Source organism: Streptomyces spinoverrucosus, assembly GCF_015712165.1.
In the GTDB taxonomy this organism is placed as follows: Bacteria; Actinomycetota; Actinomycetes; order Streptomycetales; family Streptomycetaceae; genus Streptomyces; species Streptomyces spinoverrucosus_A.
The window spans coordinates 6,963,155-6,985,527 of record NZ_JADPZX010000001.1 but is presented as its reverse complement, the minus strand read 5'-3'; the positions used below and the strand labels follow the sequence as shown (position 1 = coordinate 6,985,527).

Sequence of the window (22,373 nt, the reverse complement as noted above, 5' to 3'; positions counted from 1 at the left end):
GCACCCCTACGGCGCTGCCCGCAGAGCGCTACCGCTCCAGCCGCCCGTTGAACCTCCGAGGCAACCCCAGGGGATTCTCATCCCGAAGCTCCGCCGGCAACAACGCCTCCGGCGCCCCCTGGTACACCACCGGCCGCAACCACCGCTCAATGGCCGTACCGCCCACCGAAGTCGACGTGGACGTCGTAGCCGGGTAAGGCCCGCCATGATGCTGGGCCGGAGCCACGGCAACCCCCGTCGGCCACCCGTTCACCAGCACGCGCCCGGCCAACGGCGTCAACTCGGCCAGCAGCTCGGCCCCCCGCCCCTCCCCGGCGGCCTCCTCCGCCGACAGATGCACCGTCGCCGTCAGGTTCCCCGGCAGCCGCGAGAGAACGGCCGTGACCTCACCTTCGTCCTCATAGCGGGCCACGACAGTGACCGGCCCGAAGCACTCCTCCAGCAGCAGGTCGTACGCGCCGTCCCGCGCGAGCTTCCGCGCCGGCACCGTCAGGAAGCCCGCGCTCACCGTGTGCGCCCCACCGGCACCCGGCGTCACAGGCGACTCCACCCCGTCGAGCGCGGCCCGCTCGGCGACCCCGGTGATGAAGTTGTCCCGCATCCGGTGGTCGAGCAGGACGCCCGCCTCGGTGTCGCTGACCGCGTCCGTCAGCGACTTCACCAGCCGGTCGCCCGCCGCGCCGGACGGCGCCAGCACCAGCCCCGGCTTCACACAGAACTGCCCGACGCCCAGCGTCATCGACCCGGCGAGACCCGCCCCGATCTGCTCCGCCCGCTCGGCCGCGGCCGCCTCGGTGACCAGCACCGGGTTCAGGGAGCCCAGCTCGCCGTGGAAGGGGATCGGGACCGGACGGGCGGCCGCCGCGTCGAAGAGGGCACGCCCGCCTCGTACCGAACCGGTGAACCCGGCCGCCGTGACCAGCGGATGCCCGATCAGCTCCACGCCCGCGTCGAAGCCGTGCACGAGGCCCACCACGCCCTCGGGGATGCCGTGTTCCCCCGCGGCCCGGCGCAGCACCTTGGCGACCAGCTCGGACAGGCCCGGGTGGTCGGGGTGGGCCTTGACGACGACCGGGCAGCCGGCGGCCAGCGCGCTGGCGGTGTCGCCGCCGGCGACGGAGAAGGCGAAGGGGAAGTTGGAGGCCGAGTAGACGGCGACGACGCCCAGCGGCACCTTGTAGCGGCGCAGGTCCGGGATGGGCGGGGTGGCCGTTTCGTCGGGGTGGTTGATGACCACGTCGAGGAAGGCGCCCTCGTCGACGATGCCGGCGAAGGCCCGCAACTGGTAGCAGGTGCGCGCGAGTTCGCCGGTCAGCCGGACCGGGCCCAGCGCGGTCTCGGCGTCGGCGGTCTCGACGAGTCCGTCCCGGGCCGCCTCCAACTGGTCCGCGGCGGTGCGCAGGAAGGCGGCGCGGACCGTGCGGTCGGCAAGGGCGGCCCGGGCGTCGTGCGCGGCGCGGACGGCGGTGTCCACCTCCTGGGCTGTGGCCTCCACCGCAACCTGTTCACGCTGCTTCCCGGTACGGGGGTCGACACTCCAGACTGGTGCTGCTGCCACCGCGGGTCCCTCCCAGTATGTCGCCCACCTCACGGGCGTTCGATATACTGAACACTGTCTCTGATGATGAACGATCGAGAGACTATTTCCCGTCGAACGAAGGGGTCAAGGGCGATGTCGGCAGGCGAGACGGGCGGCGGGGCGCAGGTCAAGTCGGCGGTGCGGACGGTCGAACTCCTCGAGTACTTCGCCGGACGACCCGGCATGCACTCCCTCGCGGCGGTCCAGGAAGCGGTCGGATATCCCAAGTCCAGCCTCTACATGCTGCTGCGCACCCTCGTCGAGCTCGGCTGGGTGGAGACGGACGCGACCGGCACGCGGTACGGCATCGGCGTACGGGCGCTGCTCGTCGGCACGTCGTACATCGACGGCGACGAGGTGGTCGCGGTGGCCCGGCCGACGCTGGACCGGCTCTCGGACGACACCACGGAGACCATCCACCTGGCCCGCCTGGACGGCACCAACGTCGTCTACCTCGCCACCCGCCAGTCCCAGCACTACCTGCGCCCCTTCACCCGGGTCGGCCGCCGCCTGCCCGCGCACTCCACCTCGCTGGGCAAGGCGCTGCTCAGCACCTACTCAGACGAGCAGGTGCGCAAGATGCTGCCGGAGACCCTGCCCGCGCTGACCGAGAACACCATCACCGACCGGGAGAAGCTCATCGAGGAGCTGCACCAGGTACGGGAGCAGGGGTACGCCGTCGACCGCGAGGAGAACACCCTCGGCCTGCGCTGCTTCGGCGTGCCGATCCCCTACCGCACCCCGGCCCGTGACGCCATCAGCTGCTCGATCCCGGTGGCCCGGCTCACCCCGGCGCACGAGCAGATGGTGAAGGACGCCCTGTTCGACGCCCGCGACCGGCTGACGCTCGCCACACGGAGGCTGTGAGCCGAGGCTCCTCCCCTGCCCGCCCTCTCCGGGCCCCGCCGGGCGCTGCGCGCCGCCGCGATCGTCTCCTGCGTTCCGTACATCGCCCTCAAGGTCGCGTGGATCGCCGGGAGCCGGGCCGGGATCCCGGACGGCAGTGCGCTGTTGGAGCACCGGACCTCCATGGCCGTCGTCAACGGCGCCTCCGGCCTGGGTGGCCAGGCTCACCGGGCGGGAGAACGAGGTGCTGCGGCACATGGCGGACGGGCTGGCCAACGCGCAGATCGCCCGGCGGATCGAGGTCGGCCCGGCGACGGTGACGTCGCATGTGGCGGCGGTCCTGGCCAAGACCGGCGCCCGGGACCGTACCCAGGCGGTGATCGCGGCGTACGAGGCCGGGTTTCTGAGGAGCGGATGAGAAACCGGGCGGAAGGGAACGTTCCGCCCGGTGTCGCTCGTCTGTAGAGCGGGATGAACAAGACGATCAGGCGCGCGTCGGTCTTCGCGCTGCTCCTGGTGCTGGTCCTGCTGGTCAGGGCCACCTGGGTGCAGTTCTACGAGGGCCAGGCACTCGCGGACGACAAGGACAACCGGCGGAACGCGATCGAGCTGTACAGCGAGCCGCTCGGCAACATCATCGTGGCCGGAGAGTCGGTGACCGGCTCGGCCCGGACCACGAGCGGCGACCTCAAGTACAAGCGGACGTACAAGGACGGCGCGCTGTACGCGGCGGTGACCGGCTACAGCTCGCAGGTGTACGGCGCCACCCAGCTGGAGGGCATCTATCAGGACCTGCTGGACGGCACCGACACCCGGCTGAAGACCGTGATGGACACGGTCACCAACAAGCGCGCCGACCCCGGTGACGTGATCACGACGATCGACCCGGACGCCCAGCGGGCGGCGTACGAGGCGCTGGGCGACAAGAAGGGCGCCGCCGTCGCGATCGACCCGAAGACCGGGAAGATCCTGGCGGTCGTCTCCACCCCCTCGTACAACCCGTCGGAGATCACCGCGGGCAACTCGGAGGTCTGGACGCAGCTCACCAAGGACGAGGACAAGCCGATGACGAACCGGGCGCTGCGCCAGCCGCTGCCACCCGGCTCCACCTTCAAGCTGGTGGTCGCGGCGGCCGCGCTGGAGGACGGGCTGTACTCGTCGGTGGACGAGCGCACGGACAGCCCCGACCCGTACGACCTGCCGCTGTCCTCCGACGACCTCACCAACGAGAACCCGAACGCGCCCTGCGAGAACGCCTCGATCCGGGTCGCGCTCCAGTACTCGTGCAACAACGTCTTCGGCAAGATGGCCGTCGACCTCGGCCAGGACAAGGTCCGTGCGATGGCGGAGAAGTTCGGCTTCAACGACGACGAGCAGGACGTTCCGGTGCGCGCCTACGAGAGCGTGTACCCGCAGGACATGGACGAGGCGCAGACCGCCCTGTCCGGGATCGGCCAGTTCGACGTCACCGCGACCCCGCTCCAGATCGCCATGGTGTCCGCGGCCATAGCCAACGGCGGCAAGCTGGTCCAGCCGCACATGGTGTCGCAGATCACCGACCACAGCGGCGATGTGCTGGAGGACTACGACGACAACGCCTCCACCCAGGAGATCGTCAGTTCCTCCACCGCCGAGCAGTTGCAGTCGGCGATGCAGACGGTGGTCGAGGAGGGCACGGGGTCGAACGCGCAGATCTCCGGCGCCACCGTCGGCGGCAAGACGGGCACGGCCCAGCACGGCGAGAACAACAGCAAGACGCCGTACGCCTGGTTCACCTCGTACGCCAAGTCGGACTCCTCGGACAAGGAGGTCGCCGTGGCGGTGGTGGTGGAGCAGTCGGACGCGGCACGGTCGGAGGTCAGCGGCAACGGGCTGGCGGCGCCGGTGGCCAAGGCGGTCATGGAAGCGGCGTTGAACAACTGAAGGTCAGCTGCGCGACCAGCGTGCGGGCCGTCCGTGGCTGGTCGCGCAGTTCCCCGCGCCCCTGGGGCGCTTCACTTGACGCCGAGAACCTGCTCGATCGGGTCAATCGCGAAGTACACCAGAAACAGCGCCGAGGTCCCCACAGCAGCCAGTGAACCTCCTTGGCCTTCCCCAGCACCGTCTTGATGACGACGTAGGCGACAAACCCCGCGCCGATGCCGTTGGTGATGGAGTACGTGAACGGCATCACGGCGATGGTGAGGAACGCCGGGATGGCGATCTCGTACCGGTCCCAGTCGATCTGCTTGACCTGGGTCATCATCAGGAACCCGACGGCGACCAGGGCCGGGGCGGCGGCCTGGAGCGGGACGATGGTCAGCAGCGGGGTGAGGAACAGGGCGAGGGCGAACAGGCCGCCGGTGACCAGGTTGGAGAACCCGGTGCGCGAGCCCTCGCCGACGCCGGCCGCCGATTCGATGTAGGACGTGGCGGAGGACGAGGACGCGGCGCCGCCCGCGACGGCCGCCGCGCCGTCGATGAGCAGGACCCGGCCGAGGTTCGGGACCTTGCCGTCCTCGTCCAGCAATCCGGCCTCCGTGCTGATGCCGACGACCGTGCCCATGGTGTCGAAGAAGTCGGACAGGATCAGGGTGAAGATCAGCAGCACGACGGTGATGACCCCGACGCCGGGCTCGCCGAACGCTCCGAACAGGCTGAAGTCGCCGATCAGTCCGAAGTCGGGGGCGCCGACCACCTGGTCGGGCCAGGCGGGGGTGGTCAGTCCCCAGGTCTTGATGTCGGCGAGGGAGTTGATGACGATCGCGACGATCGTCATGGTCACGATGCTGATCAGGATGGCGCCCTTGACCTTGCGGGCGAGCAGTCCGACGGTCAGCAGCACGCCGAGGCAGAAGACGAGAATCGGCCAGCCCGTGAGTGTGCCTGACCCGCCCATCTGAACGGGCACGGTGGTGTTCGCGGCGTCCGGGATCCGGCTGACGAAACCGGCGTCGACGAAGCCGATGAAGGCGATGAACAGGCCGATGCCGACGCTGATCGCCTGCTTGAGGGGCTGCGGGATGGCGTGCATGACGGCCTCGCGCAGGCCGGTCACTACCAGGACGCAGATCAGCAGGCCTTCGAGGACGATCAGGCCCATCGCGTCGTCCCAGCTCATCAGCGGGGCGATCTGGAAGGCGACGACGGCGTTGAGGCCGAGTCCGGCGGCGAGCGCGAGCGGCAGATTGCCGCCGACGCCCATGATGACGGTCATGACCGCGGCCACCAGGGCGGTGGCGGTGGTGAGTTGGACGGGGTCGAGCTGCTCGCCGTACTTGTCCGTGGCGCTGCCCAGGATGATGGGATTCAGGACAAGGATGTAGGCCATGGTGAAGAAGGTGGCGAAGCCGCCGCGTATCTCCCGGCCGAAGGTGGACCCCCGCTCGGAGATCCTGAAGAACCGGTCGACGCTGTTCGCCGCCGGTGGCGGGGCACTTGACCGGTCGGCCACCTGCTGCAAGTCGGACATGGCGGGTACTCCCTGATGCCTGAATGATCTGTGTGCGGATGCTGGCTGGATTGTTCCCTCGTTGAACCGGTTTCAGGTTTTCTCCGTGTTACGGAATCGGGTTCGGCCTGCCACACGGTGTTCGAAGCCCCGTACAGGACTCATCGGTAACGCTGATACAGTTCCGGATCTCATCCCGGCGTACGGCTGTTCGATGCCGGGTCAACGCTTCGAGGAGAAACCGCCCGTGGGGACAGTCGTCGACGACGCCGCCTCCGTGGAGTTCCATGCCTTCTTCGAGCGCCACCACGTCGAACTCGCCCGCCTGGCCCATCTGTTGACGGGTGAGGCGGACGCCGCCGACGATCTGGCGGCGGACGCGCTGCTCGCGATGTGGCACCGCTGGGACCGGGTGCGCGCGGCCGAGCATCCGGTGGCGTACGCGCGCGGAGTGGTCGCCAACCTGGCCCGCACCCGGATCCGCAGCGCGGTGCGTGAGCGGCGGCGGATCGCCCTGTTCTGGTCGCAGCGCGAGGAGAAGGTGGAGAACCCGGACGTGGCGGGCGCGGTGGACGTCCAGGCGGCGCTGCGCCGGCTGCCGTTTCGCAAGCGGGCTTGTGTGGTGCTGCGGCACGCCTTCGATCTCTCGGAGAAGGACACCGCGCTCGCCCTGGGCATCTCGGTGGGTACGGTGAAGAGCCAGACGTCGAAGGGAATGGCCGAGCTGCAACGCCTGCTCGGTACACGGGCGGCTCCGCAGAGAGTGCACGCGGCCATGGCGCGCACCGGTGAGGCCGGAGGAAGGGACCGATGACGATGCAGCGGGACGTGCACGACGAGCTGCGCGCCCGGCTGCACGAGGCGGCCGAGGCGCACCAGCCCGACCGGGTGCGCATGCTGGCCCGGATCGAACGCGGGATGGCCGAGGAGGCCCGCGGCGCGGGCGGCCACCGGGCGACGCTGCCGCCGGTGTTCGGCTGGCTGCGGGTGGCCGGCGCGACGGCCGCGGTCGCGGGGGTGCTGGCGGTCGGCGGCTACGCGGTCGCCTCCGCCGTGAAGGACGAACCCGCGCCCCCGCAGGGCAAGGTCGCGGTCACCGCGACGCCCACTCCGTCGCCGGACGCGACGAGCCGGCCGCCCGCCTTCCCGGTGACCCCACCCTCCCCGGAGTCCCGGGAGGAGGAGACCGGTACGCCGTCGGCCCCGACACCGACGGCCCCCGTCTCGCCCACCACTGAGCCGCCGGCCGCCGGCGTCGAGGACGGCCCGCTGTGGTCGGACGGCTCGGTGGACCCGCACAGCAACGACTTCTGGGCGCAGAGCAACGTCACCGTCGAGGCCCGTGAGCAACTGACGGAGCTCACGGTGCGGTTGCGGATCGCCCAGACCGGCGGGGTCTCCTCGACGGGCGCCTGGCGCTCGCTGCCGGAGCAGGACTTCGACCTGACGGTCGGCGAGCAGGACGGTTTCCTCGTCTACACCTGGGTGCTCAAGGAGGGCCGTACGGTCCCGGCGGGCGAGTGGGTGTTCGCGGGCCAGTACGACCACGAGCGCGGCGGCCGCGACGCCAAGGACGACCGCTACACGGCGACGGCGACCGCGGGCGACCGACAGCTGTCCGTGGCGGGCGACTTCGCGGCCCGCTCGTAAAGAACTTTCGAAGACGCGGCAACCCTTTCTTCACCGGTGGCGACCACAAGGCGCAAGAGTCACCACCCAGTTGAGGAAGCGGTACATGACTGCACCAGCACAACAGCGCGTCCGGCACCGGCGCCGGGTCACCCGGCGGCGAGCCGTGATCGGCTCGGTCGCCGCGCTCGGCCTCACCGGCGCGGCGTTCGCGACCACGTCGCTGCTGTCCACCGCCGGCGCCGCGTCGGCCTGGCCGACCGCCAAGGGAACCAAGCCGGTGAGCAGCACGATCACCGTCTCGGGCACGTACGACGGCGGCTACCAGCGTTTCTACGGCAGTGGTGCGCTGGGCGGCTCCGGCCAGGACGAGGGTCAGGACCCGATCTTCCAGCTGAAGGACGGCGCGGTCCTGAAGAACGTGATCCTGGGCTCCCCGGCCGCCGACGGCGTCCACTGCCTGGGCAGTTGCACGCTGCAGAACGTGTGGTGGGAGGACGTCGGCGAGGACGCGGCGACCTTCAAGGGCAAGTCGACGTCGGCCGTCTACACGGTGCACGGCGGCGGCGCGAGGAGCGCCAGCGACAAGGTCTTCCAGTTCAACGGCGCGGGCAAGCTCGTCGTGACCAAGTTCCAGGTCTCGAACTTCGGCAAGCTGGTGCGCACCTGCGGCAACTGCTCCACGCAGTACAAGAACCGCTCGGTGATCATCAACGACGTCGATGTCACCGCGCCGGGCAAGTCGATCGTCGGGATCAACTCCAACTTCGGCGAGACGGCCGCCCTGCGCAAGGTGCGGATCCACGGCGACAGCAGCAAGAAGATCAAGCCGTGCACACGTTTCCAGGGCAACAACACCGGCGCCGAACCAAAGGAACTCGGCACGGGCCCGGACGGCACACACTGCCGCTACACGCCCTCCGACCTCACCTACAAGTGACCCACACATAACGAAAACGCCCCCGCCGGTCCCGACCGGCGGGGGCGTACGTGCCCCGAGCGAAAACCTCCGAAACTTTCTGCTCGCTCGACTCCCGCCCACCCCATTGACCCGCTGTCCCCCACCGGTGACACTCCCGAAGGCACCGCCATTCAACAGAATCCCCCATACTCACACAGGGAGTGCCATGAGCCGCCCCCGGATGCTCCTGCTCCCCTTCCTGGCCCTTCTCCTCGCCCTGCTCACCGCCCCGCAGGGCACCGCCCACCCAGGAGCACCCCCCGTGAAGGCCCCCGAGTACGCCGGTTACCTCTTCGCCTACTTCACCGGCGAGGGCACCGCCGACGGCGAGCAGATCCGGTACGCGCTCAGCCGCGGCAACGACCCGCTGCACTGGCGGGAGCTGAACGCCGGCAAGCCGGTGCTCACCTCCACCATCGGGGAGAAGGGTCTGCGCGACCCGTTCGTGATCCGCTCCCCCGAGGGCGACAAGTTCTACATGATCGCGACCGACCTGCGCATGTACCGCAACTCCAGCGGGAGCTGGGACCACGTCCAGCGGCACGGCAGCAAGTCGATCATGGTGTGGGAGTCCACCGACCTGGTCCACTGGACCGACCAGCGGCTGGTGAGGGTCTCCCCCGACAACGCGGGCAACACCTGGGCGCCGGAGGCCTACTGGGACGACTCGCTCGGTGCGTACGTCGTCTTCTGGGCGTCGAAGCTGTACGCCGCCGACGACCCGGACCACACGGGATCGACGTACAACAAGATGCTGTACGCGACGACGAAGGACTTCCGCACCTTCAGCGAGCCGAAGGTCTGGAACGACCCCGGCTACTCGGTGATCGACTCGACCGTGGTGGAGCACCAGGGCACGTACTACCGCTACACCAAGGACGAGCGGGACCCGAGTTCCTCCAGCCCCTGCTCGAAGTTCATCACGGGCGAGAAGTCGCGCACGCTCACCTCGACCGCCTACGACTTCGTCTCCGACTGCATCGGCAAGGGCGCGATGGACCGCGGTGAGGGGCCGACGGTCTTCAAGTCCAACACCGAGGAGAAGTGGTACCTCTTCATCGACGAGTACGGCGGCCGTGGCTACCTCCCCTTCGAGACGACCGACCTCGACTCGGGCCGCTGGACGCCCTCGACCAACTACCAGCTGCCCGCCAGTCCCCGGCACGGCACGGTCATCCCGGTGACGCAACAGCAGTACGACCGGCTGCTCGCCGCGTACCCGGTGAGCCCGGCGTCGATCGTGGACGCGACGGCGAGGGACCAGAAGGGGTACGCGATCGTCAGCGAGGCCACGTCGAAGGTCGTGCTGCCGATGGAGCCGGGCACCGAACTCTCCCGGCTCGCCCCGAAGCTGTGGGCCGGTGAGGGCGCCACGATCAGCCCCCGCTCGGGCACCCGGCGCGACTTCCGCAAGCCGCAGACGTACACCGTGACGGCCGCCGACGGGACCGAGCGCCGCTGGACGGTCGAGGCGGTACGCACCCGCAGCCCGATCCTGCCCGGCCTGTACGCCGACCCCGACATCAAGTACATGAACGGCCGTTACTGGATCTACCCGACCACGGACGGCTTCCCGGGCTGGAGCGGCACCCAGTTCAAGGCCTTCTCCTCCAGGGACCTGGTCCACTGGAAGGACCACGGCGTCATCCTCGACCTGGGACCGGACGTCTCCTGGGCCGACCGGAACGCCTGGGCGCCCGCGATCGCGGAGAAGGACGGCACGTACTACTTCTACTTCTGCGCCGAACAGCAGATCGGCGTGGCGGTCGCCGACTCCCCCGCCGGGCCCTTCAAGGACGCCCTCGGTAAACCTCTCGTCCCCAAGGGCCAGTTGAGCGGCCAGATGATCGACCCGTCGGTCTACACCGACGACGACGGGACGTCGTATCTCTACTGGGGCAACGGCCGCGGATACGTCGTTCCGCTCAACGACGACATGGTGTCGTACGACCCCGCGAAGGTGCGGGACATCACGCCGGCGAACTTCCGTGAGGGCTCCTTCGTGATCAAGCGGAGCGGCACCTACTACTTCATGTGGTCCGAGGACGACACCCGCAGTGAGAACTACCACGTGGCCTACGCGACCGGCCCGTCCCCGCTCGGCCCGTGGACCAAGCGCGGCACGATCCTGCAGAAGCGGCCCGAGTACGGCATCCTCGGCACCGGCCACCACTCCGTGGTGAACACCCCCGGCACCGACGACTGGTACATCGTCTACCACCGCTTCGCCCTGAACGGCCCCGGCCGGCCCGGCGGCGACGGCACGCACCGGGAGACGACCGTCGACCGCATGGAGTTCGCGGCCGACGGCACGATCAAAGCCGTGACGCCGACGCTGGAGTCGATCAGGCCCGTACGGCGGTAGGAGTCACAGGACGGCGTCCAGCCACATCACCCAGGTAGGCCTCCGGGGTGTGCGACTCGGCCTGGGCGGGGGTCAGTTGTGGACGGTTCTCGGGGACGGTGATCCGCGCGCCGGGGCCGGAGTTGCGGTACTCGGCGAAACGCTGTTCCTGCCAGGGATAGGTGTCGCGCATGTTCGCGTAGGGCGCGACCGCGTCGATGCCGGGGCCGAGCCAGGTGTTCCGGACGGTGAGCATCGGGTGGGCGGTGATGTCGGAGCTGGGCACCCAGGGGCGGGCCAGCTTGTAGTGGGCGTCGGGGGCCTCGCTGGTGATACGGCTGTGGGTCACCAGGTAGCCGCGCGGGTTGGCGCCGGCCGTGGAGGGCGCGAGGACGAAGCCGTACGGGGCGGTGGCGAGGTCGGTGCGGGTCAGCGTACGGAAGTGGCAGTGCTCGAAGACGGCGCTCGCGCGGCCGAAGACGAAGTCGACGTCGCCCTCGACATAACAGTGGGAGTAGTACTGACGGGCGAAGAGGCCGAGGTCGAAGGAGTCGGCGTACAGCGTGTCCTGGTGGCCGAGGAACCGGCAGTGGTGGAACGCCGAGCGGTCGCCCTGCACCTTGATGGCGACGGCCTGGGTGCCGGCGACGCCGGGGTGGTCGGCGCGCAGCCAGTCGTTGGCGAAGGTGATCCAGCGGGCGGTGAAGCCGTCGGTACGGATCAGGGTGGTGGCCGAGCCGCTGGTGCCGTAGGTGCCGGAGCCGTCCGGCTTCGGTGTGCCCGCCGCGTTGTCGTAGACGATGACGACGTCCCGGGGGTCCTCGCTCGCGCCGATCCAGGTCATCTCGGCGGCGGCGTCGGTGCGCTGCCCGGTGGCCGGGTCGACGATGCCGGCGCTGACCGTCTCGCGGTAGACGCCGGGTGCGATGACCAGGGTGAAGCCGGCGGTGGTGGCGGCGTTCACGGCGGCCTGGACGCCTGTGAAGTCACCGCGGCCGTGCGGGTCGACGTAGACCGTCTTCGGCGTCAGGCGCCGGGCCGGTGACCCGTACCGGCCGAAGGGCCGGCGCCGCTCGCCGGCGTGGGCGGGCAGGGGCGCGATACCGAGCGCGGCGGCTCCGGTGATCGCGACGAGAAAACCCCTTCTGGACCGGGGCATGGGGATACTCCTTCGCGGTGCGGCTCGTGAAAGGTGGGCCGGGGCGGGCGCGCCCCGGCCGGGGGCGCGTCAGCGCAGTCGGCCCGCACCCGCGTGCTGCCCGACGATCGCGGGGATCGCCTTCGGCGGGTCGACCTTGGTGCGCAGGGTGGGCGTCCAGCCCGCGTCGCGCTGGAGGGTCTCGCCGGGGATCTCCGCGTTGTGCACGGCGATGAGATCGACCGGCTTGCCGTTGACGTGGTTGCCGTCGGCGGTGACCGGCGCCTCGCTCCACTTCTTCAGCACCTTCGCCGGGCTGACCCCGTCCGGCAGTGTGAACGCGTTGTGCTGGGCGACGAGTTGGGACTCCTTGCCGATGCCGAAGGTGTACGAGTAGCCCGGCCCGGCGACGAAGTGGTTGTTGTACGAGTCGACCTGCCCGAACCGGACGCGCGGCGCGCGCTCGATCAGGTTGCTGAACAGGTTGTGGTGGAAGGTGACCTTCAGATGCCCCCGGTCGCCCACGGCCGTCGACTCACTGTCGCTGTTGCCGATCAGGATCGTCTTGTCGTGATCGGCGAAGACGTTCCAGGAGGCGGTCACGTAGTCGGCGCCCCGGACGATGTCCAGCTCTCCGTCGTGCTGCTGGTAGAGCACCCCGAAGTACTCGGGCGCGGCGCTGTCCGGGTGCTCGCCGTCGGTGAAGGTGTTGTGGTCCAGCCAGACGTGCGTGGAGCCGTAGACGACGGCGCTGTCGTACTCGGAGTTCCAGTTGCCGGTGGAGCCGTCGGTCGGGTCCCACTGCGGGAAGCAGTCGACGGGGCTCTCGAAGGTGAGGTTGCGGATGATGACGTTGTCGACGCGGGTGATCTGGAGGCTGGCGCCCTTGAAACCGGCGTTCCGCCCGACCCCGATGATGGTGGTGTTGGCCGGGACGCTCGCCTTGACGGCCTGTGACTGGTTGGCGGCGGAGGCTGCCCGCAGGTCCTCCTGCTCACCGCTGACCGGGGTGTCGAGGCCCCAGACGGCGGGATCGTAGTCGGCGAGGTACTGCTGGAAGTCGTATCCGTTGGCCGCGAAGGCCTCGCAGCCCTCGGACACGGCGTCGATCACGCCCTTGACCTTGATGATCTTAGGGGCGCTTCCGCCGTCAGCGAGCGCCGACTTGAACTCCGCCCAGGTGGTGACGGTGTAGACGTGCTCGGCGTCCGCCGCGGCACCCCCGGTGGTGCCGGTCCCGTACGACCCCCACCCGTCGTTCGCCCCCAGCACCTGCCGGGCGGTGTCCCGGTGCCCGCTCGGCTCGGCGGCGGCGACCCCTGCGGTGAGGGACAGCACCAGCGCGGCGCAGACTCCCGCCGCTATGGCAGGTCCATGACATTCTGATATACGCACTGTGCGGCTCTCCTCTTCGTCAGTCGGCCTGGGCGTCGTCCGCCTCGGGCCAGGTGATCCAGGACGTGGGGATGTCGTCGTCCAGCCGGACGACATCGCGCGGCGCGAGCACCCTCGCCCGTACCAGCTCCCGCGCCACCAGCCGGGCCACCGCGATCGCGCCCGGCGGATTGAAATGTGTGTTGTCCTGCTCGGACTCGGTCCAGTTGAAGTACGCCTTGGTCCCCTCGACGCCCAGCTCCTGCCACAACGCCAGCGACAGAGCCTGTACATCGAGCAGGGCGACGCCCTCCTCGGCGGCCAGCGCGCGCATCGCCGCCGGATACTCCCCGTGGCTCGGCAGGGCCACCCCGCCCGCGTCGAACCTCCGCCGCTCGACGGGCGTGACCAGCACGGGCCGCGCACCCCGGGCCCACGCCCCGTCGACATACAGCCGCAGATACTCCTGGTAGGTACTCCAGGGCTCGGTGTACCGGGCCGGGTCGGTGACCTTCTCGTCGTTGTGCGCGAACTGGATCAGCAGAAAGTCCCCCGGCCGGATCTCACCGAGAATGACGTCGAGCCGTCCTTCATCGACAAAGCTCTTGGAACTCCGCCCGTTCACGGCGTGATTGGCGACGGCGAGGTGCTTGCGAAGGAAGAAGGGAAGCGCCATGCCCCACCCGGTCTCGGGAGCGGCGTCAGCGTATTTCTGGGCGGCGGTGGAGTCACCCGCGATGTAAAGCCTCCGCATCCGGCGGGCGGCCTGAACGGCGCCCGGCGCCGCCAAGGCGAGGGGTACGGCGGCAACAGCCGCCAGGCCAACCTGTCTACGCGTAAGAGACACAATGGCTCCTTAAAAACAGGGTTGGGGAAATCGCCCTTCAGGGGGCGGGGAACTGCGCGACCAGCCACAACGGCCCCGCAGCCCCCCACAACGGAAACCAGCCTCAGCCCATCTGTTCCTCCCACTCGGCCTGAGCCTCATTCAGCTGACCGGCCAAAACATCCAGGAACTCCTTCGCACTCATGTCCCCCAGCAACACCTTCTGGAAGTTCGGCTCATTGTCCGCCTTGGAAATCGTGTTCCAGTCCGGCAGGTAATACGGCAGCTGCACAATGGTCGTAGACCCATCACTCAGCGCCTGCGCGGCCAGCTTCGTCGGCTCGGCCTCGGAGATCCACGCGTCCTTCGCCGCGTCGGTGTGCGCCGGCACCTGCCCCGCCGCCTTGTTGAACTTCGAGTTCTCCTCGTGCGAGGTGGCGAACTCGATGAACTTCCACGCGGCTTCCTTGTTCTTGCCGCTCTTGAACAGCCCCAGCCCGTCCACCGGGTTGGACACCTGGACCCGCTTGCCCCCGGGTCCCGTCGGCTGCGGAATTCCCCGGAACTTCTCGACCCCCAGCGCCTTCACGTGATCCTGGTACGACCCCAGGTTGTGGTTCAGCATCCCGATCGTGCCGGAGTCCCACTGCGCCACCATCTTGGTGAAGTCGTTGTTGAGGTCGGCGGCCGGAGTGACCTTCTTGTACAGCCCGGCGTACTTCTCCAGCGCCTCGACGTTCTTCGGGTCGTTCACGGTGGTCTTCGCACCGCTCGCGTCCCAGAAGGAGGTGATGCCGGACTGCCCGTACATGGCGTCCAGCGCCTGGGCGATGGATCCCGCGCCGCCCCGGATGGTGTACCCGAACTCGTTCTTGCCGGCGGCGGTGAGTTCCTCGGCGGCCTGGTAGAAGGCGTCCCAGGTGGTCGGCTCCGCAAGACCCGCCTTCTCGAACAGGTCGGTGCGGTAGTACAGCACACCGTTGTTGGCGGAGGTCGGAATCGAGTAGAGCGTGTCGTCGCCCCCACCCGCGGCCTTCAGCGAGGCGACCATGTCCTCGTTGAGCTTGCCGTTCAGCGAGGACTTGGCGAGCCGCTCGTCCAGCGGCTCCAGCGCGCCCTGTGCGGCGAATCCGGCGAGCATCGCCGCGCCGACCCCGCCGACGTCGGGCAGGCCGCCGCCCTGGATGGCGGTGTCGACCTTGGACTGGTACTCGGTGGAGGCGATGCCCACGTACTCGACGTCGATGTCCGGGTTAGCCTTCTCGAAGTCGGCGATGATCTCCTTCCAGATGTCGGTGCGGACACCGCCATTGTTGTCCCAGAAGACGATCTTTCCGGTGCCGCTGCCCTCGGCGCCGCTGTCGCCGCCCGCCCCGCTGCCGTCGTCGCCGCAGGCGGTGGCGGTCAGCGCGAGCACGGCTCCCAGGGCGACGGCCGTGGCGGCGCGCCTGCTTCTGCGAATGCTGATCTTCATTGGTCGGCTCTCTTCTTCTGGATCAACGGAGATATGGAGCTGTGGGGGTCAGTGGGGCCCCGATCCGCTTCTGCGGCCCGGGCCTCAGACGGTGGTGATGCGGAACTGCGTGAACACGCCCGCCCCCGCGTGCCCCTGCGCGTCCCCGGGCGCGAGGGCGAACAGGCCGAGCAGGGCGCCGACCCACCGCCACGGCGTGGCGGCGAAGACCTGGCCGGAGGGACGCGGGCCGTCGCCCACGTCGTAGAAGAAGCGGCAGCGCGCCCCGGCTCCGATCTCGATCCGCAGCCGCGCCCGTCCCTCGGGGGCGAGCCGTGGATGGTCGGCGTCCCGCTCCCTCTCGGCCACCGCCTCCGCGAACCGGTGCACGAGGTGGACCGTCCCGTCGGCCCCCCGCTGAAGCCCGATCCAGCTGAACGCGTCCCCCAGCACCGCCAGCCCGGCCCGCGCCCCCGGCTCCGCGCTGTCGAGCCGCAGCTCCACTTCCACCACGCACGGCGTCCCCGGCAGTCGCTGGGTGAGAACGTTCGGCAGTCTGCGCGGATCGTGCGCGTCGGCCGAGCGGACGCAGGTCAGCCGTAGCCCGTCCCCGGTGTGCTGGGTGGCCCAGCCTTCCTGCGGATTGGCGGTCCACTGCCACTGCCGGCCGTACCGCCCCCCGGGGAAGCCGTCGTCGGTGGCGGGCGCGGCGGGCGGCTGCGGCGGCAGGTCGGGGCGTCGGTGTACGGCGACGGGGGCGCCCTCGTCGCCGAGCACCGGCCAGCCGTCCGCACCCCAGCGCATCGGCTGAAGGTGGACGACACGGCCGTACGCGCCCCGCTGCTGGAAGTGCACGAACCAGTCCTCTCCGGAGGGCGTGCGCACCCAGCCGCCCTGGTGCGGCCCGTTGACGTCGGTTTCCCTCTGTTCCAGGACGACTTTCTCCTCGTACGGCCCGAAGAAGCCGCGGGAGCGGAAGGCGCCCTGCCAGCCGGTTTCGACGCCCCCGGCGGGCGCCAGGATCCAGAACCAGCCGTCGTGCTTGTAGAGCTTGGGGCCTTCGAGGGTGAACCAGCCGGGGATGCGGTCGCCGTCGACGATCAGCTTGCCCTCGTCGAGGAGGGAGGTGCCGTCGGGGTGCATCCGGTGGCCGGTGAGGCGGTTCTTGACGCCGGAGCGGGACCTGGCCCAGGCGTGCACGAGGTAGGCCTCGCCGGTCTCGTCGTCCCACAGCGGGCAGGGGTCGATCAGGCCCTTGCCCGGCTTCAGCAGGTGCGGGCGGGTCCAGGGGCCGCGTATCTCGGGGGCGTTGATTTGGTAGATGCCCTGGTCGGGGTCGCCCCAGAAGATCCAGAAACGGTCGGCGTAGTGCCTCAGGGCGGGGGCCCAGACCCCGCAGTCGTGGCGGGGCGTCGCGAAGGCGTGCGCCGGTTCCAGTCGGTCCAGGGCGTGCCCGACCAGGGTCCAGTTGACCAGGTCGCGGGAGTGCAGCAGAGGCAGGCCGGGGACGCGGCCGAAGCTGGAGGCGGTGAGGTAGAAGTCGTCGCCGACGCGGACGATGTCCGGGTCGGACCAGTCGGCGTCGAGGATCGGGTTTCGGTACACGGTTTCCGTGGGTGACACGCTCACTGGGCGACCGCCTTCCTGACCAGGACCGCCGCCTCGTCCCGGCCGAGGCGGCCGTCGGCGACGACGGTGACGATGCGGCGTACGACGGTGTCGCCCGGCGGGATCGGCAGCCGTTCGTCGTACGCCAGGGAGGAACCGACGCCCGGGTACTCGGCGGTGCGCACGAACCAGGGGTCGCGGCGGGTGGCCTGCGTGGCACCGGCGAGGACCAGCGTCCAGGAGCTGCCCGCGAGGGCGAGCCAGTCGGCACGGTCGCCGTGGACCGCCGCTTCGCCCTCGGAGTCGGCGGTGAAGACGTCGGGCGCCGTCGCCTCCTTCCTGGCCCGCCAGAAGAAACCGCCGTACGCCGCTCCCGGACGGCCGTTGGTGGCGGGGCTGCCGATCGACAGCGGTCCCGGGGTGGTGTTGGTGACGGCGAAGGTGAAGTCCAACGCCCAGGCGGCGTCGGTGAGTTCGGTGGCCGCCACCGTACGGCGCTCGCGCAGCAGCTCCGCACCCGCTGCCACCCAGCGCAGCTCCTCGACGAAGCCGTCCGGGTCGCGCAGTTGGAAGGCGAGGTGGCGCTGGGCGCCATGGTTGTCGAGCTCGGTCGGGCCCTGGTCGCGGACGAAGGTGCGTCCGCCCCAGAAGTTGTACCCCTCGACGTCGGGAACGGCGACACCGACGCCGAGGTGGTGTGGGTGGTCGGCGGGGCTCAGTTCGGTGACCGCCGTGCCGGCCAGGGTGGTGACGGGGTGGAGGTAGGGGCGCGGGGAGCGCCGGGTGGGCAGCTCGGGCCGGGTGACGTACCGGGCGACCGGGCGGCCCGCGACGCGCAGGACGGGTGTGTCGGTGGTCGTCATCGGGTGCTCACCTCTTTGCGGTCGGTCCGACGTGCTTCCTCGCACGCCCAGGGAGCGCCGAGTTCGGAGTAGAGGGCGAGGGTGTCGGCGGCGGCCGCGACCAGTCCGTCGATGCCGGGCACGACCCGACGCCGCTCGCCGGGGATCGGGCGCCAGACGGACTCGGGCAGCGGGGCCGGGTCGGGCGCCAGCCGGATCGCCTCGACCACCCGCATGAAGGCGCCCGTCGCGTCCGGCGGGACGAGCAGCTCCGCTCCGGCGGTCAGGTGCTCGACCAGGTTCTGAAGCAGGTCGGTGCGGCCGTAGTCGTACTCCTCCGGGCCGTGGTCGGCCCGCTGCAGCAGCACGCGGTCCTGCTTGTACCAGAAGGTGATCCGGCCCCGGCTGCCGTGCACCAGGACGTACGGCTCGTCCGGCCGCTCGGCGCACAGGGTCGCGGCGACGGTGACCGGGCGGCCCTCGGCGGTGGTGACCCGGAGGCAGGAGGTGTCGTCGGCCTCGATCGCGTTGGCCCGCCACAGCTCGGTCTCGACGGCGGTCACGTCCTCGGCGCGGGTGGCGCCGCCCAGCACGAGGGCGGTGGCGACGGCGTGCGCGAGGGGGTTGGTGAGCGCCCCGTCGATCACGTCGACGCCGTTCATCCGGCGCCGGCCCGCCCAGGGCGCCCGCCGGTAGTACGCCTCGTCGCGCGCCCAGGCGCCCGCCCCGCCGACCCCGGCGACCTCGCCGATCGCTCCCTCGGCGACCAGCCGGTGGATCGCGGGCACGGCGTGCGAGCCCAGCGACTGGAAGCCGATCTGGCAGGCGACGCCCGCCTCGGCGACCCCGTCCGCCATCCGGCGGAACTCCGCGTAGGAGGGGGCCGGGGGCTTCTCCAGCAGGATGTGCACGCCTGCGCGGGCGGCGGTCAGTGCGAGGTCGGTGTGGGTGGGGATGGGGGTGCAGATGACGGCGACCCGGGCTCCGGTGGAGTCGAGCAGGGCGCCGAAGTCGGCGGACTGCGGCGGGAGTGCGCCGCCGTACTCCTCCTCGGTGAGCGGGGTCGGCTCGCAGATGCCCGCGAGGCGGACCAGGCCCCGGTCCTGGAGGCGGCGGATGTTCGCGATGTGCCAGCGGCCGTGGCCGCGGGCGCCGGCGAGTACGACGGGTACGGTCATGGGATCCTCCCCGCGCCCGCGCCGCGCGCCACCTCTCGGTCGGCCCGCTCGGCGCTGTCGATCCTTCCGTGGAGGGTGGGTGTCCAGCCGACGTCGGCGGTCAGGTCGCGTTCGCTGCCCGAGTTGTAGGCGTTGTGGATCGCGAGCAGGTCGACCGGGTAGCCGTTGAAGACGGTTCCGCTCTGGTGCAGGGCGCTGCCGTTCCAGCTCTTGACCAGGTCGGCGGCCTCGATGTGGCCGGGGGTGGTGAAGGCGTTGTTCTCGGCGTACACGGCCGATTCGGTGCCGACGCCGATCGAGTAGCGGTGGTCTCCGGTCACGTACCGGTTGTTGTAGAGGTGCACCTGTCCGAAGCGGACGCGGGGCGCGCGCTGGACGACGGAGTCGAACTCGTTGTGGTGCAGGGTGACCCGCAGCCTGCCCCGGTCGCCGGTGGCCGAGTCGCCGTTGCCGATGAGGATCGCCTTGTCGTGGTCGGCGAACCGGCTCCAGGAGACGGTGACCAGGTCGGACGCGTTGGTGATGTCCAGCAGGCCGTCGTGGCGCAGGTAGTTGCGGGCGAAGTAGGTCGGCTCGTCGGCGTCCGGGTGGCCCTCGTCGGACGCCGTGACGTGATCGATCCAGACGTGGGTGGCGCCGCGCAGCCAGAGGTTGTCGTAGGCCGCCTTCCAGTCGCCGAGGCCGCCGGTGTTGGGCTGCCAGACGGGGAAGCAGTCGTAGGCGTCGCGGAGTTCGAGGTTGCGGACGATGACGTTGTCCGCGTCGCTGATCTGGAGGCTTGCCCCCTTGAGGACGGCGTTTCTGCCGAGGCCGACGATCGTGGTGTTGGAGCCGACCCGCAGCTGGACCCGCTCGGCCTGACGGGCGGCGGACGCCTGGCGAGCCTCCTCCTGCGGGCCGGACGGCTTGGCGGAGCCCCAGGTGCGGGGGTCGTAGGCCGCGAGGTACGCGCGCAGGTTGTAGCCGTCGGTGGCGTAGTCGGCGCAGTCCAGGGGGCGGCCCTGGTCGTCGGTGTTGGCGTCGATGGTCCCGGCGACGCGGATGATCTTCGGGGTGTCGCTGCCACCGTCGAGGGCGCTGACCAGTCCGGCGCGGTCGGTGACCGTGTGGACGTGGGCCTCGTCGGCCGCCGCGCCGCCGGTGGTGCCACCGGACGCCGCCGCCCAGCCGTCGTTCGGGGCGAGGGTGTCGCGGCTGATGTCGCGGCCGGTCTCCCCGGCGTGCGCGGCCGGGACGAAGAGCAGCGCCAGCAGTGCGAGGCCGGCTCCAGCGTGACGTATCCTCATCAGCCCTTCACCGCCCCCGCGCTGAACCCGGTGATCAGCCACTTCTGGATGAAGGCGAACACGATCACCACCGGCACCGCGGCGATGATGCCGCCCGCGGCGAGGGCGCCCAGGTCGACGCTGTCCGCGCTCATCAGGGTGTTGAGGCCGACCGGGATGGTCTGCTTCTGCTGGTTGTTGAGGAACATCAGGGCGAACAGGAAGTGGTTCCAGGAGTGCACGAAGGCGAAGGAACCGACCGCGATCAGCCCGGGCCGCAGCAGCGGAAGGACGACCACGCGGAAGGCGGTCATGCGGTTGCAGCCGTCGACCCAGGCCGCCTCCTCCAGGGAGTACGGCACGTTCTTGATGAAGTTGCTGATCAGGATCATCGACAGCGGGAGCTGGAAAACGGTCTCCGCGATGATGACGCTGACCAGCGAGTTGATCATCTGCAGCTCGGCGAAGATCTCGAACAGCGGCACCAGCAGCAGCGCCCCGGGCACGAACTGGGAGCAGAGCAGGGCGAGCATGAAGGCCCGTTTGACCCGGAAGTCGAACCGGGCGAGCGCGTAGCCGCCGGCCAGGGCGACGACGGTGGTGAGCAGCAGGGTGGCGAGACCGACGTAGACGCTGTTCTGGAAGTAGGTGCCGAAGCTGCGCTCGGTCCAGACCTTCTCGAAGTGGTCGAAGGTCATCGGCCAGGGGACGAGGGACGTGGAGCCGGCCGGGCGCAGGGCGAAGAGCAGGATCCAGTAGAACGGGATGAGGGTGAAGAGCAGGTAGAGCGACAGCGGGAGATAGATCTGCCAGCGCGGGGCCTCGTCCCAGGCGCGGCGCTTCTTGCCGGCCGGACGCTGCGGCTCGAAGGTCGCGCGCCGGGGGGCGGGCGCGATGACGGTGGCCTCCTTGGTGGTGCTCACTTGTCCTCACCTCCGAACTTGCTCAGCCGCAGATAGACGATCGAGCAGAAGAGCAGGATCACGAACGCGACCGTGGTCAGGGCCGACGCGTAGCCGAAGTCGTGGGCGTCGACGCTGGTGTTGGCGATGTACAGCGGGAGTGTCGTGGTCACACCGGCCGGTCCGCCGCCGGTGAGCGTGTAGAGCAGGTCGACGTTGTTGAACTCCCACACCGCGCGCAGCAGCGTGGACAGCACGATGGCGTCCTTCAGGTGCGGCAGCGTGATGTGCCAGAACTGCTTCAGCCGGCTCGCCCCGTCGACCTCGGCGGCCTCGTACAGGTCCTTCGAGACGGACTGCAGGTCGGCGAGGATGAGGATCGCGAAGAAGGGCACGCCCCGCCACAGGTCGGCGACGATCGCCGCCGGGAAGACGGTGGAGGTGTCCGACAGCCAGCTGGTGCCGTACGAGCCGATGCCGACGTCGGCGAGGTAACGGGTGATGCCTGTCTGGGAGTTGTAGAGCAGCACCCAGATCGCGGAGGTCAGCACGCCGGAGACGGCCCACGGCGAGAAGACCAGCGCCCGCCCGAGCGCGCGGCCCACGAAGGTCTGGTTGACGATCAGGGCGAGGGCGAGACCGAACAGGAGCTGGAGGCCGACCTCGACGACGACCCACTTGGCGCTGAAGATCAGCGTGTCCCAGAAGACGGGGTCCTCGGTGAAGGCGTGCACGAAGTTGTCGAAGCCCGCGAAACCGTTCCGCCACGGCTTGGTGGGGTTGTACTCCTGGAGGCTGTAGTAGAAGACGCTGAGCACCGGGTAGGCGATGAACCCCAGCATCAGCAGGGCCGCCGGGGCGATCAGCAGGTACGGCAGCCTGCGCGGCGTGGCGGAGGCACGGCGCCGCCTCGGTGGCGCGGGCGGTTTCGCCACGGCTGCGGCTTGGGCCATGACTGTTCTCCGTTCTCGGTTAAGCGCTTTCCGATCATCGTTCGA

General features: G+C 70.0%; 17 protein-coding genes and 2 pseudogenes. 7 read left to right on the top strand and 12 right to left on the bottom strand.

Annotated features, from left to right (window positions below; genetic code table 11):
- Positions 1-28: 28 nt before the first annotated feature.
- Entirely contained in the window at positions 29-1,558 is a 1,530-nt protein-coding gene (locus I2W78_RS31745) for an aldehyde dehydrogenase (NADP(+)) (RefSeq protein ID WP_196463680.1), read from the bottom strand.
- A 114-nt stretch (positions 1,559-1,672) separates the two neighbouring features.
- Between I2W78_RS31745 and I2W78_RS31740 the strand changes: the two genes are divergently transcribed.
- The 3 genes and pseudogenes from I2W78_RS31740 to I2W78_RS31730 all read left to right on the top strand — a co-directional run bounded on the left by I2W78_RS31740 (position 1,673) and on the right by I2W78_RS31730 (position 4,348).
- The gene (locus I2W78_RS31740; protein WP_196463679.1) at positions 1,673-2,446 is read left to right on the top strand and encodes an IclR family transcriptional regulator; all 774 of its coding nucleotides are present in this window, start codon (positions 1,673-1,675) and stop codon (positions 2,444-2,446) included.
- Between the two features lie 178 nt (positions 2,447-2,624).
- A pseudogene (locus tag I2W78_RS31735) lies at positions 2,625-2,843 on the top strand (response regulator transcription factor); the annotation flags it as partial.
- 53 nt (positions 2,844-2,896) lie between these two features.
- Positions 2,897-4,348 (top strand): peptidoglycan D,D-transpeptidase FtsI family protein, encoded by a 1,452-nt coding sequence (locus tag I2W78_RS31730; RefSeq protein ID WP_196463678.1) that lies wholly within the window; start codon positions 2,897-2,899, stop codon positions 4,346-4,348.
- A gap of 71 nt (positions 4,349-4,419) precedes the next feature.
- On the opposite strand, the pseudogene I2W78_RS31725 reads toward I2W78_RS31730, so the two are convergent.
- Positions 4,420-5,876: pseudogene (locus tag I2W78_RS31725) on the bottom strand (NCS2 family permease).
- 226 nt (positions 5,877-6,102) lie between these two features.
- Between I2W78_RS31725 and I2W78_RS31720 the strand changes: the two are divergent.
- The 4 genes from I2W78_RS31720 (at position 6,103) to I2W78_RS31705 (ending at position 10,810) form a co-directional block, all read left to right on the top strand.
- Complete coding sequence (locus tag I2W78_RS31720; protein ID WP_196463677.1) at positions 6,103-6,669, top strand: SigE family RNA polymerase sigma factor; 567 nt, start codon at positions 6,103-6,105, stop codon at positions 6,667-6,669.
- Positions 6,666-7,505, top strand: a complete 840-nt coding sequence (locus I2W78_RS31715) for a hypothetical protein (protein ID WP_196463676.1) — start codon at positions 6,666-6,668, stop codon at positions 7,503-7,505. Before I2W78_RS31720 ends, I2W78_RS31715 begins: the two co-directional genes overlap by 4 nt.
- 85 nt (positions 7,506-7,590) lie before the next feature.
- A complete protein-coding gene (locus I2W78_RS31710) occupies positions 7,591-8,424 on the top strand; it encodes a pectate lyase (protein WP_196463675.1) in 834 nt (277 codons plus the stop codon).
- Positions 8,425-8,611: 187 nt separating this feature from the next.
- Positions 8,612-10,810 (top strand): family 43 glycosylhydrolase, encoded by a 2,199-nt coding sequence (locus I2W78_RS31705; RefSeq protein ID WP_196463674.1) that lies wholly within the window; start codon positions 8,612-8,614, stop codon positions 10,808-10,810.
- Here I2W78_RS31705 and I2W78_RS31700 read toward each other — a convergent pair.
- The 10 genes from I2W78_RS31700 to I2W78_RS31655 form a co-directional block, all read right to left on the bottom strand.
- Positions 10,791-11,948 carry a pectinesterase family protein gene (locus I2W78_RS31700; RefSeq protein ID WP_196463673.1) on the bottom strand — a complete coding sequence of 386 codons (1,158 nt, stop codon included), beginning with the start codon at positions 11,946-11,948 and terminating at the stop codon, positions 10,791-10,793. The genes I2W78_RS31705 and I2W78_RS31700 overlap by 20 nt on opposite strands.
- A gap of 69 nt (positions 11,949-12,017) precedes the next feature.
- Complete coding sequence (locus tag I2W78_RS31695; protein WP_307783870.1) at positions 12,018-13,322, bottom strand: pectate lyase family protein; 1,305 nt, start codon at positions 13,320-13,322, stop codon at positions 12,018-12,020.
- A gap of 19 nt (positions 13,323-13,341) precedes the next feature.
- Positions 13,342-14,148, bottom strand: a complete 807-nt coding sequence (locus I2W78_RS31690) for a rhamnogalacturonan acetylesterase (RefSeq protein WP_196463671.1) — start codon at positions 14,146-14,148, stop codon at positions 13,342-13,344.
- Between the two features lie 103 nt (positions 14,149-14,251).
- Positions 14,252-15,601 carry an ABC transporter substrate-binding protein gene (locus tag I2W78_RS31685; protein ID WP_196463670.1) on the bottom strand — a complete coding sequence of 450 codons (1,350 nt, stop codon included), beginning with the start codon at positions 15,599-15,601 and terminating at the stop codon, positions 14,252-14,254.
- An 84-nt stretch (positions 15,602-15,685) separates the two neighbouring features.
- Complete coding sequence (locus I2W78_RS31680) at positions 15,686-17,209, bottom strand: glycoside hydrolase family 43 protein (RefSeq protein ID WP_196463669.1); 1,524 nt, start codon at positions 17,207-17,209, stop codon at positions 15,686-15,688.
- Entirely contained in the window at positions 17,206-18,051 is an 846-nt protein-coding gene (locus tag I2W78_RS31675; protein ID WP_196463668.1) for a DUF6807 domain-containing protein, read from the bottom strand. The genes I2W78_RS31680 and I2W78_RS31675 overlap by 4 nt, the downstream gene beginning before the upstream one ends.
- Positions 18,048-19,208, bottom strand: coding sequence for a Gfo/Idh/MocA family protein (locus tag I2W78_RS31670; protein WP_196463667.1), 1,161 nt, complete (start codon positions 19,206-19,208; stop codon positions 18,048-18,050). The genes I2W78_RS31675 and I2W78_RS31670 overlap by 4 nt, the downstream gene beginning before the upstream one ends.
- The gene (locus I2W78_RS31665; protein WP_196463666.1) at positions 19,205-20,494 is read right to left on the bottom strand and encodes a pectate lyase family protein; all 1,290 of its coding nucleotides are present in this window, start codon (positions 20,492-20,494) and stop codon (positions 19,205-19,207) included. The genes I2W78_RS31670 and I2W78_RS31665 overlap by 4 nt, the downstream gene beginning before the upstream one ends.
- On the bottom strand, positions 20,494-21,396 hold the full coding sequence (locus tag I2W78_RS31660) for a carbohydrate ABC transporter permease (protein WP_196463665.1): 903 nt from the start codon (positions 21,394-21,396) through the stop codon (positions 20,494-20,496). The genes I2W78_RS31665 and I2W78_RS31660 overlap by 1 nt, the downstream gene beginning before the upstream one ends.
- Positions 21,393-22,328 carry a carbohydrate ABC transporter permease gene (locus tag I2W78_RS31655; protein WP_196463664.1) on the bottom strand — a complete coding sequence of 312 codons (936 nt, stop codon included), beginning with the start codon at positions 22,326-22,328 and terminating at the stop codon, positions 21,393-21,395. Before I2W78_RS31655 ends, I2W78_RS31660 begins: the two co-directional genes overlap by 4 nt.
- Positions 22,329-22,373: the final 45 nt, after the last annotated feature.